The organism is Bacillus sp. HY001 (assembly GCF_007558965.1).
Lineage (GTDB): Bacteria > Bacillota > Bacilli > Bacillales > Bacillaceae_G > Bacillus_A > Bacillus_A mobilis.
On the sequence record NZ_VLTE01000012.1, the window covers coordinates 1 to 14,386 of the forward strand.

Annotated in this window: 12 protein-coding genes; all 12 read right to left on the reverse strand. The window is 39.1% G+C overall.

The window, feature by feature from the left end; genetic code table 11:
- The coding region (locus FOT98_RS08770) for a hypothetical protein (RefSeq protein ID WP_186292097.1) at positions 1–323 on the reverse strand (323 nt) is incomplete at its 3' end.
- An 8-nt stretch (positions 324–331) separates the two neighbouring features.
- Entirely contained in the window at positions 332–985 is a 654-nt protein-coding gene (locus FOT98_RS08775; RefSeq protein ID WP_144290994.1) for a hypothetical protein, read from the reverse strand.
- Between the two features lie 13 nt (positions 986–998).
- A complete protein-coding gene (locus FOT98_RS08780; RefSeq protein ID WP_144290995.1) occupies positions 999–4,010 on the reverse strand; it encodes a Gp37-like protein in 3,012 nt (1,003 codons plus the stop codon).
- 15 nt (positions 4,011–4,025) lie between these two features.
- Positions 4,026–4,712 carry a hypothetical protein gene (locus FOT98_RS08785; RefSeq protein WP_144290996.1) on the reverse strand — a complete coding sequence of 229 codons (687 nt, stop codon included), beginning with the start codon at positions 4,710–4,712 and terminating at the stop codon, positions 4,026–4,028.
- A 2-nt stretch (positions 4,713–4,714) separates the two neighbouring features.
- Complete coding sequence (locus tag FOT98_RS08790; RefSeq protein ID WP_186292098.1) at positions 4,715–5,584, reverse strand: phage tail family protein; 870 nt, start codon at positions 5,582–5,584, stop codon at positions 4,715–4,717.
- A 2-nt stretch (positions 5,585–5,586) separates the two neighbouring features.
- Entirely contained in the window at positions 5,587–11,142 is a 5,556-nt protein-coding gene (locus FOT98_RS08795) for a hypothetical protein (protein WP_144290998.1), read from the reverse strand.
- A gap of 383 nt (positions 11,143–11,525) precedes the next feature.
- A complete protein-coding gene (locus FOT98_RS08800; protein WP_144290999.1) occupies positions 11,526–12,089 on the reverse strand; it encodes a hypothetical protein in 564 nt (187 codons plus the stop codon).
- A gap of 134 nt (positions 12,090–12,223) precedes the next feature.
- Entirely contained in the window at positions 12,224–13,036 is an 813-nt protein-coding gene (locus tag FOT98_RS08805) for a hypothetical protein (RefSeq protein ID WP_144291000.1), read from the reverse strand.
- A complete protein-coding gene (locus tag FOT98_RS08810; protein ID WP_144291001.1) occupies positions 13,036–13,230 on the reverse strand; it encodes a hypothetical protein in 195 nt (64 codons plus the stop codon). Before FOT98_RS08810 ends, FOT98_RS08805 begins: the two co-directional genes overlap by 1 nt.
- A gap of 13 nt (positions 13,231–13,243) precedes the next feature.
- Positions 13,244–13,600 (reverse strand): hypothetical protein, encoded by a 357-nt coding sequence (locus tag FOT98_RS08815; protein WP_144291002.1) that lies wholly within the window; start codon positions 13,598–13,600, stop codon positions 13,244–13,246.
- A 9-nt stretch (positions 13,601–13,609) separates the two neighbouring features.
- Positions 13,610–14,014 carry a hypothetical protein gene (locus tag FOT98_RS08820; protein ID WP_144291003.1) on the reverse strand — a complete coding sequence of 135 codons (405 nt, stop codon included), beginning with the start codon at positions 14,012–14,014 and terminating at the stop codon, positions 13,610–13,612.
- Positions 14,007–14,384, reverse strand: coding sequence for a hypothetical protein (locus FOT98_RS08825; protein WP_144291004.1), 378 nt, complete (start codon positions 14,382–14,384; stop codon positions 14,007–14,009). Before FOT98_RS08825 ends, FOT98_RS08820 begins: the two co-directional genes overlap by 8 nt.
- Positions 14,385–14,386: the final 2 nt, after the last annotated feature.

The window sequence follows — 14,386 nt, forward strand, 5'->3', positions numbered from 1 at the left end:
AAACCATCAATTTTTTCTGTTAAGGATGGTTGATATATAGGATCCGGTGTAGGATTTTCCTCACTAGGATAAGAGAATAATATTTTTTTAGTTTGTAAATCAATACGATAACCGTTACATCTAGCAAACTCTTCGCTATATTCACCATACTGCAGCTGCAGCATACCAAAAGATTCTCTATTTCTTTGTGAAAGTTCCGTATACATATCAATATCTTGTTCTACGGTTGTTTCTACAACATTATTTTGCATTTCACTTGTAATCAAAATAATGTTCCCTGTTGCTATCTCGTAATAAATCTTACGCCCGATTTTAAGCACCATATTTCCTCCTATTCATATGCAACCCATTCGTATTCCCCGTTATTTACGCGCCAAGAAGTAGGTAACGTAAATCCACTTTGTCTTATAGTATCGGCTTTACTTTTATATCCCGCTGCCCCACTATCGTAATCAAAATACGATATTCCGATTCTAGTAATACTAGGTAAAAGCCCTATTATCAACTCGTTAGGCTCTCTCTTTGCGATTACCACACTCGGTTGGAAGGCTAAACCGTTTACCGTTATTGTACGCGTATCCATGAGGTGACCATTAAAAAGTTCATGAGTAACAATGGTTTGATTCGCCATAACTTTACCACTAGCAACTCTCTTTCCAGTTGAAATAGCACCTACTTTTGCTACTAGGCTTTGTAAAGACTCTGAATTAACAGCTGCTTGTCCTTTGCTCGTTAAAGAAGTAGCTAATTGATTTTTATTGTTCTGTATATGCGTTTTTAATTGTGCAAAAGAATCGTTACTGGTAGCAGGAGAGCCGATAACAGAAGCGATATCTTTTTTTCCATTATCGGCACTTGTAAAAAGCTCTTTAAGCGCATCTTCTACGTTTTTAGCAACAAATAATGTACTGCTAATTGAAACTTGATCTGCGTCTGTTCCGATAACTACCCATTGTGTTCCATCCCAATATTTTTGTTTAGGCATGTTTTCACCCCTTCTAATTTGTATCTATCCACAATAGATTTTTATTTGTAGGAGCAGTCTTTGCAGCAACAAAAGCAACTCCAGGTGGTCCTACATCACCTTTATCTCCCTTTGGCCCTTGTATTCCTTGAGGTCCTTGCGCTCCAGTGTCGCCTTTTGGCCCTTGAACTCCACGAGAAGGCTTTCCTGTATCTTGTGAGCCTAAGAACCAGTTACCGTTTGCTCCTACAGTAGGAGCGGTTCCTGCGTCACCTTTGTCTCCTTTTGAACCTTGTATCCCTTGAGCACCAGCATTACCCGTATCTCCTTTAGGACCTTGTATCCCTTGAGCACCAGTATTGCCTGTGTCGCCTTTAGGGCCCTGTATTCCACGAGAAGGCTTTCCAGTATCCTGAGATCCTAAAAACCAGTTACCGTTCGCTCCTACAGTCGGAGTGGATCCTGCATCACCCGTGTTCCCTTTAGGTCCTTGAATCCCTTGAGCACCAGTATTACCTGTGTCGCCTTTAGGGCCTTGAATCCCTTGAGCACCAGTATTACCAGTATCGCCTTTAAGACCTTGTATCCCCTGAGCGCCCGTGTCGCCCTTATCACCTTTAGGACCTTGGATTCCTTGTGCACCCGTGTCGCCCTTATCACCTTTAGGACCTTGGATTCCTTGGGCACCAGTATCGCCTTTAGGACCCTGTATTCCACGAGAAGGCTTTCCTGTGTCTTGAGTACCTAAGAACCAGTTACCATTCGCTCCTACAGTAGGAGCGGTTCCTGCGTCACCTGTGTTACCTTTTGGGCCAACCGCTCCAGTATCGCCTTTGTCTCCTTTAGGACCTTGTAAATCCACAACTGCTTGCATGGCTTCTATTAAAACGGAATCTCCTGCAGTAAGTCCATTTTTTAGCGTAATGGTTTTATTATTTGTTTCTGCAAAAGAATCATTAGGTTGCTTCGTTCCTCCGATAAATAAAGCAAGAGCGTTTACTCCCATCGGATATACATATCCATCATTCCAGGAGAATATCTTCTGTCCTTCTGTTGCTATAAACTTACGTTGGAATACTACATAAGATTGACTACTTCCCGCAGGACCTTGGGGACCAATACTACCAGTATCGCCTTTAGGACCTTGTATTCCTTGAGAACCAACTGCTCCAGTATCGCCTTTAGGACCCTGTGTTCCTTGAGGACCAACTAAACCCTGATCTCCTTTAGGACCTTGTATTCCTTGGGGACCAACTGCACCCTGATCTCCTTTAGGACCTTGGGCACCACGTGGACCAATATCACCTTTAGGGCCTTGCAGGTCAACCACCGCTTGCATGGCTTCTATTAAAACGGAATCTCCTGCCGATACAGGATTTTTTAATGTGATTGTATGATTATTAGTTTCAACAAACGAATTATTCGGCTGCTTCGTTCCACCCACAAACAAAGAAACAGCATTCACTCCTAAGGGATAAATATACCCATCATCCCAAGTAAACACTGTTTGTTTATCAGCTGCTGTAAATTGTTGTTGAAATACTACATAAGATTGGCCGTCACCAGCAGGACCTTGAGGACCCGTATTACCCTTCAGACCTTGAGGACCAACTGCCCCAGTTTCACCCCTGTCACCTTTTGGTCCTTGAATTCCCTGAGGGCCAGGGATCCCAATCTCACCTTTAGGACCAACTGCTCCAGTTTCACCCTTATCACCTTTTGGTCCTGGGATTCCCTGAGTACCAGGGATCCCAATCTCACCTTTAGGACCAATTGCCCCAGTTTCACCCTTGTCACCTTTTGGTCCTGGGATTCCCTGAGTACCAGGAATCCCAACCTCACCTTTAGGACCAACTGCTCCAGTATCGCCCTTGTCACCTTTAGGGCCTTGAATTCCCTGAGGACCAGTAGCACCTGTAGCCCCTTGAGGACCAGTTTCACCTTTTGCTGATTCAGCAGCAGGAGTATTGGTTTCTTGTTTAACAATTTCAGTTAAAGTAGGAGCTGATTTTCCGAAAGTAACCTTCAGAGATTTTGTGTTTTTCTCCCAAACTTCCTGTACTTCTGCAGCTCTTAAATCAAGTGATTTTCCTATTTCATCATCCTTAACTGTGACAATATCTCCTTCAAACCAGTGCTTTCCATACACAAAACTAGAATATGGATCAATATCAACTTCAAAGCTTTCAATCTTAGAAAAATCTGTATCTAGCTTTTGTTTTCCTCGTTGTGGCAGATCCGTTTCGTCTTCAATATCGCGCGCATCAATGAATACTTCTCGCCGATCAAATCCCGACAATTCAGATTCTCCTACAGTAATAAGACTCCGATCTACCCCTTCTCCTTGACCTGCGACATACCCTACATTTTTATAATTGGTTTCACTATCGATATATTTAATATTAGTTATATTGTCAAAATCGACACTGAATATAACGTAAGGGATCAATTTTTGTGAAATAGATCTATCTTGGCCTTCTAAAATATCAAATACAAAACGCTTATTATCATAATCTAATTGAATATCCCAACTTAATCCCGATGCAGCACTAATTTTAGACAACTCTTCTGCTAAATTTTTAAACCTGCTCTGGTAAACCATTTTAGAACCACGTTTTTTATCAGGCGCTATAACTAATCCAGGTATCTTTCGTTTCGGATCCACAGGACTAACCGCTTGTAAATTCACGTATTCCTTCATAATCGTCTCGGCATTAGCATTTATTCTATGGTTTGCTAGTCCTTCTGGTGGTAGAGTAATTCTACGGCTAACAAACCATTTCAAAGTATCCCCTTTAATGATTAAAAACTTTTCTCCCTTATCCTCGTCTTGTTCGATATGAGAGATAATACCAGCTTTCTTAGGATCTTCTTCTAGAAAAATCAGTACATCTTTTTTTAATTTCTCGACATTAGCAATAGATTTACTGACTTTAATTTGGAATGTGCTGCAGTTATGCCAATCGTTATTTACCATTAAACTTCTATTTACATCTACTTTTCCTAAAAAATTAAAATCCATATCAATAAGATTGATTGTACTCATACTTTCACCTTCTTATTACTTTCCTGTATCAATCCATAAATCATTTTTCTTAGGATTACTTGGTGTTGTACTAGCAATACTAATATTCATTCCTCCCGTAACATAAGCATTTTGCTGTGCAGCAGCAAACCAATCACGTACTTGGGCCATGAATGTATCAAACTCTTTTTTAAACATATCAGTTGGAATGGTAATAAGTGACGATACTAAACCACAGACACTCTCATCCAACCTTTCATCGGTAATTTTATTTACTTTTGTTGAAGCAGCATTAATTAATACCTGCGCTAAACTCAATTCATAAACAATATTGTTTCTGGTAAGAGCAGGAGGAACAGGTGTAGTAGCTGGTGTTCCTTGTTTAACCATAACTTTTATATATCGACTACTTTCAGCTCTATCTAATCTAACTACAATACGATCGATGCGAGGATTTGTAGAATGAGCAGCAGCATGAGTTAAAATAATATTATCCGTATTCCGATACATATAACCTTCCACATAAGCTGCTCCTGCTTCCACCTTAGTTTTCAATTCATTCGGTTGTTCTAATACTAATAAAGATGGCTTATTATTTTTATGATAAATACCACTTGTTAAAAATTGCTTAAAGTATGTTGCGTATTGTTCAGCATTATATTCTCTATCAAGTTTCCCGTTACTACCTATTAGGGAATCAAAAAAACTAGATTCTTCTGCCATACCTACACCCCCAAGAATCTTTCCTTAAATTTTATAGTTACAGGAGCACGTTCATACTCTGCTCCTGTACTATAAGACAATCGGTTATTACCATCTTCCAATTGAAAATACTTCGAAAAGGGATGCACATAATCATTGGCATCCCTTTCATTCCCGTTTGCATCTATTTTTGTAACTCTTTTATTCCTGTATGCCGTACTAATAACAAGTTTTTCGCCTTCTTTTAAGGACTGATTAACCTCAATGAACTGCGATAATGTTTCATTTACAATTCGTATAGGAGCAGTAGCAGGACCGTTAAATGTTATGAGTGGCGGTGTACTCACATCGCCATTGTTGGTAACTACTTTTGAACGAGAAGGAGATTTAAAAGCAAATGCATTTGGTAATCTGAGTGGGAATGACATCCCACCTTCATACACTGCTAATTCTTCCACTCGATCCTCTGCGCTTAACCATAATGCACCTGGACATATCAAATCAATGATGCACTTTTGATGAGTTTCCCTTCTGTTATCCTTACCAGAAGGGAAGTTTGGTACATGCTCTGATATAGCAGGTATTTCTCTTACTCCTAGTGGATACTCATATCGTAATATCCCTGGTTTAAGAGGAGTAAATACCCGTGCAACCCGCTGCCTATACTCATATAATTCTTCTATATTATTAGTTTTTATTTCTGCATTAATTGTTATCGATCTCGGCTCCAAATAAGCATCCTCAAAGGTTCTACCATGTTGTTTAAAAGATTGCGTTAGGATCATTTCCGCTGCTACTTCTCCAGCTCCCACCCAGGAGGTTAAATAGAAGGGACGGTAATGGCCGATTTCAATCGATTCTCCTCTGAAATTAATAAAGGTAAGCTTCTGCAACGTTACCGCCTCCATTCCATCGCTAAATCACGAGAAGCTTGTTTTGTTTTCCGTGCAATTTCTGATTCTGATAAAGTTGTGGGACTGTGGATAGTAATATATTGATTAATATCTCCACTTCCATTACCAGTTGTATTTTGTGTAACTGTCGCCATTCGCTCTGCTAGTCTATTAAATACTGCATCAGCAAACGGATCCATACGACGTCCAACTAGAGGAACCGCTGCCTCTGGACCTGCTTCACCAATTCCTATAACGCTTGCTGAATTGAAGAAACCACCATTCTTATGCCAAGTAACACCAAAACTAGGTAACACACCATTTAGCAGATCCCCTTTGCTATAACTAAAGCTTGGCATTGGTATCTTAGGCTTCGGAATTTCAATTTTGAAATCAAATGCTTTTTTAATGTTCGATACAATTTCCTTTACTTTGTCATACGCGCTAACTATCGGATCAATAATCGCCTTTTTTACGGAATTAAAAATTCCACTGACAATCCCAGAAAGACTGCTCCAATTATCCGAAATATACGATTTTACAGCATTTACTTTTTCGGACACATAACTATATATGGAATTCCAAACATTTGAAATGGTAGAAACTATAGAATTCCAAATATTGGAAGTGGCGGAACTTGTAGCATTCCACTTTTCGACAATGTAGTTATACGCGGCTGATATCTTGCTAGAGATATAGCTGTATATTTGACTTAGAAAATTTGAAATGGCAGAAACTATCGAATTCCAAATACTAGATGTTATCGACAGTGCCGCATTCCACTTTTCGGAAATAAAGTTATATGCAGCTGATAGTTTTTGGGAAACATAGTTATACATTTGACTTAAAAAATTTGAAATGGCAGAAACTATCGAATTCCAAATACTAGACGTTATCGACAGTGCTGCATTCCACTTTTCGGAAATAAAGTTATATGCAGCTGATAGTTTTTGGGAAACATAGTTATACATTTGATTCAGCCAATTTGAGATGGTAGAAACTATCGAATTCCAAATACTAGACGTTATCGATAGTGCTGCATTCCACTTTTCGGAAATAAAGTTATATGCAGCTGATAGTTTTTGGGAAACATAGTTATACATTTGGCTTAGCCAATTTGAAATGGTAGAAACTATGGAATTCCAAATACTAGACGTTATCGATAGCGCTGCATTCCACTTTTCAGAAATAAAGTTATATGCAGCTGATAGTTTTTGGGAAACATAGTTATATATTTGGCTTAGGAAATTTGAGATGGTAGAAACTATGGAATTCCAAATATTGGAAGTTGTAGAACTAATCGACTCCCACCCTGCCGCTATATATGAAACCACTAAACTTAAGAAACTAGTAACCGCAGAATAGATAGACTGCCAAATTGATTGTATAGTTGAGTATATAGCATTAAAAACAAACTCAGTCGCAGTTTTCAATCCTTCCCACGCCATGGTAGCAGCCGCGACCACTAAACCAATTGCCGGAGCAAAGAAATTTAGGATATTTGCAGCCCATTCACCTAAGAAATTCAGGACAGAATTTAAAGTGCTCATGGTAATTTCAACGCATTGATTCCATAAATCGCTAAAGAATGTACCTATCCCACCTAATACCGACATAGTAATTTCAACACATTGTGTCCACAGATCACTGAAGAATGTCCCTATGCTTCCTAGTACAGACATCGTAGTCTCAACGCATTGTGTCCATAATTCACTAAAGAAAGTACCTATACTTCCTAATATGGACATTGTCGATTCTACAAGTGAATTCCACTGATCTACCACATAGTCAATCACCATCTGGATATATGGCGAAATCCAATCTACCAAAGCACCCCAAATCGAGGCTAGTATTTCTAGTCCAATTTGGAAAATTCCCTTCCATATCTCGAATGCTGTCGAAAATACAGAACTGATAACTGTAACTACACCATCAAATATAGATTTAAGACCCTGCTTCCAGCTCTCTACATCTCCTGAAAGCCACCCAAAAAACACCTGTATAATTCCGCTTACGATTTCTACAATTCCGGTGACAATTCCAGTTAGACCTTCTAACATAGCAGAACCAATATCTTGAAGAATCGGCAGGATACTGCTACTAAAGAAACTCCACAAACTATTTAAGGTGGATTTGATTCCCTCTACGATTCCGCTTATTTTTTGTATCGTATCATCTGACATACCCAGCTGCTTCAGTAGATCGACACCACTTGTTTGATTACCAGTGAAGAAATCAAATAAAGCTTTTACAAACGTATAAGCTTGGGTAAATCCTTGTATTACGCCATCTATAAAGCTACGAATAACAGATTTAACTTGTGTAACACTTGCTATAATTTTTTGTATACTCTCAGGAGAGAATCCTAGCTTTTCTAAGATATTTACTCCTGCTCCAATATCACCTTTGAAAATTGAAGCTATCGCACTACCGAACTCGCGAACTTTTTCCACTACGAAAACAAACGCTTGTACAACTGCAGTTAGTATTGTAATAACATTTGAGAAATGTTTGGAAAATGCTGCGCCTAATAGGTTAATTGCCCCTACTAAAATATCTCTAATAATATTTACTAGAAAATTAAATATATCTGCGATGGTTTGCCATACTGAAGCAGCACTACCACCACTACTTAATGCAGAAAAGGCCTCAAATACAACACCAATAAAGGTACGTACTTGTGATACTACAGGTTCTATTGCTTTAAAGATTGCTACAAAAATATCAACCACTGCTGAGAAAGTATTAGATATTACACTACCTGCAGCAGAAAGGATTGGCATGAGCATTCCAGATAATAAATCTATAACTTTAGCAATGCCATCCCCCATCGACGTCCAAAAACTCTGTGTACTGCTTCCGCCGCCACCTACCAAGAGATTAATAACTTTCATGAAGGCGTCAAACAAACGCTGTGCATCCGCAGCTATTGAAGATATCATTGATCCGAATATGGATTGTATACTTTCCCATGCGTTAACAATGGAATTCCTGAATTTTTCCGAGTGCTCCCACATTTTCATTATGGACCCACCCACTACAACGATGGCCCCTGCTACTACTGAAGCCATACCCGCAACCCGTAGGAAACCTAACGCGACAGGTTTTATAGTCGTCCACAGTAATGTGAATGCAGCAGCCATTCCTTCCGCTCTACCTATACCAATTGCCATCGGTGCTAAAAATGCTACCATAGCGGTAAATAGGAAGGTGAACATTCCAACGGCTGCTGTTATACTTGGATTCATTTCATTCATTTTGACGATGAATTCGCCAACTTTAATTGCTGCGTTTACAATAACAGCAGCGACTTCACCCCAAATTTCCACGAATGGAGATAGTGCATCTGCCCAAGTTCCTTTAAATTGCTCCCATGCGATTCCGAGAGGACGCAGACTATCAACTAGCTCCTTCACCTGTTGATCTGTAGCTTCTTTTAATCCAGATAACTCATCGGTGGCTTGTTCTTTAGCTAAACGAGATTTTTCACGCCAGACATCTACATAATGATTTAATCCTTCGTCTGTCATTTGTGTTAGGGCATCTACTTCATTAGCGGCCTTTGGTCCCATTTGTTGTAGTTCCTCAATCAACCCTTCATCGACACCACGAGCAGATAATTCTTTTAAATTACCCATCCAGTTTCTTAACACTTCTGTTTGAGTTTCTAAATTCTTCGTTAACTTAGCAGGGCTTACTGCTTGTACTTGGACTTCTTCAAATATATTGGCGAAATTTTTTATTTCGTTTGTACGCTTGTCTAACTCTTCTGCATATACAGCAGTTACAGCTGCTACTTCACTTCTAATTTGTTCAGGATCCGGCCCAATTGCAGCGTTGGCCATTACTGCCGTGAATCCAGCCAGTGCAATACCAGCAGCCATAGCAAGTGACTGCATGCGCATAATCCCTGTATTGATTAAAGTTATCCTATCTTGCAAGTCCTTCATACTGGCACCGCTGCCTAGTTGTCTTAATGCAATTTGAGCGGCAGTTCCTCGTTTGGCCATTTGTTCCAAACTGTTACCCACTTGTAGGAATGCTCTATCTAAATTTTGTATCTGGCTTGTATTGCCAAGCGCATCCATCATTTTTTGGCTCGCTGTTTTCATGGCATTCATTCTATTTATAGAATTCATAAATGCATTTCTCTGGGTTTCGGCCATGATAACAGTTTGATTTGCTGCATCCTGCGTATGTATCCCTAATTGTTGCAACATAGCGTTGTACTCTTTGCCACCTAAAGCAGCTGCTTCCATCGCCTTTTTAACCTGCTTCAATTGTTGTTCTAACGCTTTGTTTGCTGCATCATAAGATGAGTGATCTCCTGCATCACGTAATTCACGGAGTTTATCCCTAGTTTGCGCGATTTCTTGTCGATACTTAGCTAATTGAGCTTCTGCCTGTTCCGTACTTATACGCATGGTTCCGTCTTTATTAAGACCTAATACAGCCAGCTGCGTTTCGTGTAATGATGAATTTAAATCTTGAATATATCTAGCGGCTTGTTTAGCACCTACTCCAGCACTCATCATTTTTTCTATGCTAACTCTATTTCTTACAGCAGCTTCTGCCATTTCATCTAGCGTTCTAACCTGTTTTGAAAGCGCCTTTAAATCTCTGCTCATTTGATCGAATTCGCTATGGAAGCCTTTTAAATGTTCCGGCATATTAGCTAACGCTGTTTGTAACTTTTGAGCAGCAGCAGCGGCTCTTGCGGCAGCAGCTCCGGCAGCGGCAGCGGCGGTTGCAGTTGCCCCAGCAGCGGCAGCAGCAGCAGTTGCAGAAGCGGCAGCAGCAGCGGCGGCTGCACTCGCTGCTCCAGCACCAACATTAGCAGCTGTTGAAGAAGAATTTGAGTTACCACTAGAAATCCGCGACATACGATTTTCAGCACGATCTAAATAGTCGTAAAAATCATTAAACGCAGATTCTGCTTCACTTAAATCACTTCTTACAACTCTAGCAATACCGCCACCAATATCGATATTCCGTATTCGTGACTCTAGAGCTCGGATTTTCGCTTCTACACGGCTTGTATCGATGTCTAATACTTTTGTATTCAGTTGTGGATTAAACCCTGCAATCTTTCTTTCTAGTTGTTTCAATTTCTCTTCAATACTTGTCGTGTTAATTTCAATTGAATTGATTTTGATTGTTGGATTAAACCCTACAATTAATCTTTCTAATTGTCGTAGTTTTTTCTCTACGCTTGTTGTATTAATTTCAATCGAATCGATACTAATCGTCGGGTTAAAATCTTGTATTTGCCGTTCTAAATTACGTAATCCACGTTCAACCGTACTTGTATCGATTTCTACATCCGAAATATTCAGTACAGGGCTAAAACTATTAATACGTCGTTCTAACGTATCAAACGATTTACTCACTTTTTTCAAAGACTTTTCTACACTGTCTGTAAAACTACTCATAATATCAGCTTGTTTTATACTTTTTTCAATTTTTACAGTTGCAGTTTCTACATATTCGAAAAATGAGTCAAACGATCGCCGTGCTTTACTGGAATCTGCTTCGATTTCAATTGAGGTTCTCCCCACATTGCTCATAGTATATTTCCTCCTTTCTGACAAAATAAAAAGGCTGGAACATTAAGCTTCATCAGCTTTTTGTCCCAACCACCATGACGTTTTATCATATTGTTCTTGATTGTTATGAGTATTTTCACTGTCCTCTTGCTTATTCTGCTGCGCTATTGCAGCATCGAGAGTAGGAGGCAGGATATTCGTAAAGTCCTTACCTTCATTCAGCATAGAATCCATAAGTAACATGAAGCTTTTAAATTGGCCATAAACACTCTCAACATGCTTCTCATACTTTTCTGTTACGGCTTGCTTATATTTCCGCTTAACCCAAGCAGGAGTATGATCTAATACATACTCCTCTGTATATCCATAGTAAGAAGAAACGAATCCTATTTCTTTTACCAGTTGTTCACAGAATTCTGTCCAGCTGATACTACTATTGGGTTCGTTACTGGTACCGTTGGAGTCAATTGGGCTTCCTTGATTAGTTGATCCATTCCCTCTATGTTGCTCTCTTTCTTCGGAAACCATCTGTCCAGAAGATCCCCGAAATTCGGTAACTCTTTCTTGAACATCACTTTCGTCAGATGCTGAATTTGAGAATAAGTCTTTCCCACGTTCGTTTTCTCCGCATACTGGATAAATACATCTAACGTTTCATTTAAATCCAATTTCAATGCTTCTTCTTCACTTATGCCTAGCAGGATAGATTGGATTTTAACCAATTGACCATCTTCTAAAGAATCAATAACTAGCGCCAATTTGCTGAATGTATCCATATCCGGTTGAAGCATGATAGTCCTAGAATGATTCCACAATTTCAAACCATCTACACCGATAAATTTAACAATAGAAATAATCTTCTTCATTCCAATTTTAGGTAGTAATAGCTTATTACCGTTCGAAAGTATAACTTCCCCAATATGATCTTCAATATCTACTGCATTTAAAATGTGATTCATGTGTTAGTTCCTCCTGCATATTCTAAAATTTTTTTCCAGCTATTTACGGGCAGTAACTTACCCACCTCAAAATAAATAAATTAGGTGGGTATTGAGCTACCCTTAAAATTCCGATCGTTTAAAGCTGCAATTTATTATAAAGATTCTTCAATTTCGTAATACACGTTTGAATCCATTGGCATGTTATCCTGCGCAAACGCCTTTACAGCGAATGGTAATGTGCGCTTCTCTTTACTCCATTTTTGCTCTTTTGATTCACCTGAAACTTTTGTTTTAGGGATAACCAACATTGCAAGAGTTCCATCTTTCTTTTTGCTAATTAAAACTATAGAAATTAATGGAGCAGTTGAAACCGTACCGTATCCAATACGTTTGGATCCTAACTCCTTAAGAGGCATTACATCTGTACTAGTTTCATATGCTGCCCCTAAAGTACCGTCAAGAACAAGTGTATTACCTGTAATTTGAGCGATTTTTTGTGTTTCATTACCTACTTTCAAATAACTGCCCGCTTTAAAATCTGTACCAGGAGTAGTTGCTAATGCAATCAGAGAAGCACCTGCTGCAAGAGCATTAGCACTTTTAACAGCCGTTCCATATTTAGGAGCCGTTTCAATGATCTTGCTACCAATTGAAGTTAATTGGCGATTTTCAATTGTATTTTCAGCTAATAAAGTAGCAAGCGTATGCTCCCATTTCGTAATGGATGTTTCAACTTCTCCTTGAACCTGATCCACTTCGGTTCCTTCTTCCTCGTATGAACGTGATACCGTAATACCTTCCTGAGTTGCGCCTAAGTCTTTCCAAGGTGCAATTAATTCATAAGTTTCTAAACTCATTACATCTGAAATTTTTTCAGGTAATTTCACTCCATATGGTGCAGTAATAAGACGACCTGCGCCGCCTACAATATTATTCGCATTAACTTTAAATAACTCTGGTGCCATTATTCCGTTACCTCCTTAAATGTAAACGCCTGTGATTGAAGCAATTGTTCTGCTTCTGCTTCATTAATTTCATTACCAACTTCTAATTTTTGCCCTGGATAAATCGTGAGATCATCACGAAAGACATAACAAAAGGAGCCGCTATTTTCAGCTGCTCCTTCACATTCAATAATACGTTTAGGCTTTTTAACCATATAATCACCTCATTTAAGCTTCTAAGTGTTCTAGAGACATATAACACCAAGACTCCTCTTTATTTGATTCCTGGTCAAAATAGGACACTGGATTCGAGTCTCTACGACACCATAACACTTGTAAGTTTTTCATTTCTGCTGTTTTTTTCTCTAATATATTGATAGCATCTGTAATTACTTTCATAGCTTCAATATCATTCTTTTCAGATCTAGAAATCAGCTGCAATCTTGAATATCCATTACCTCCAGCAGTTCGAACAACAACAGCCGGATACTCAGCATCACGAGGAAACTTATTACCATAGCACGGCACTCGATACGACTGAAGCAGCTGAAGAATAGAGGGAATTGGGTTCTTATACTCACTCATAAAAATCACCTATTTCGAAAATACTTTATTTACTTCGGCTATCCCTGCTGCATGCATTTCTGCTTCTGCATTATCTAATCCCCTGGCCAATATGTTATATCGTCCTTCGTTGTATATGCTATATGGAACTGCTGTGCCTGATTCTAATATTGTTTTATCCTGCGTTTCAGTAAGGTCGTGAATAATATCATCATCGCTTGGAAGGATACGACCTTTTCCGCTTTTATTCGTTTCAGGAAAATCAGTTCTATAACCGATAGAGTTAATGTAGCGCGATGTATCAACATGATCTTCATCCCGAACAAGGCGCTTTGCTTCATCGGCAAATGGATACATAGCTGCTTCAACTGCATTAACACGTGCTTCTTTCAACATGCTATTCACCTTGTTCCTATCAAGAAATATCTTAGCCATCTGCGCTCACCTTCTTTAATTCAAGTTCGAAATGATTTAGCTTTTTTCGACTATACTGCGGATTCAATTTCTCAACATTAAATGTACCTGACAGAATAGGAATATCGTCTTTTGTTCGTATATTGGTTACTTGTAATGAAGCAGCAATATCCTTACAAGGAAGAACGAAAAGTACGTTTTCCTCAACCACATCTACATTTTTATCATTATTAACAACGCGCCTACGGATCGTATCAAAACGACAGGGAATATCGTGTATAGTTACATCTTCGTATATATTGCGGTTGTATTCGTCTTTCCCTACTACCACACCACGTTTTATAAAGGAGCAGCGGTGAATGAGTAACCGCTTGAAAGCCCTGCTACTCATCC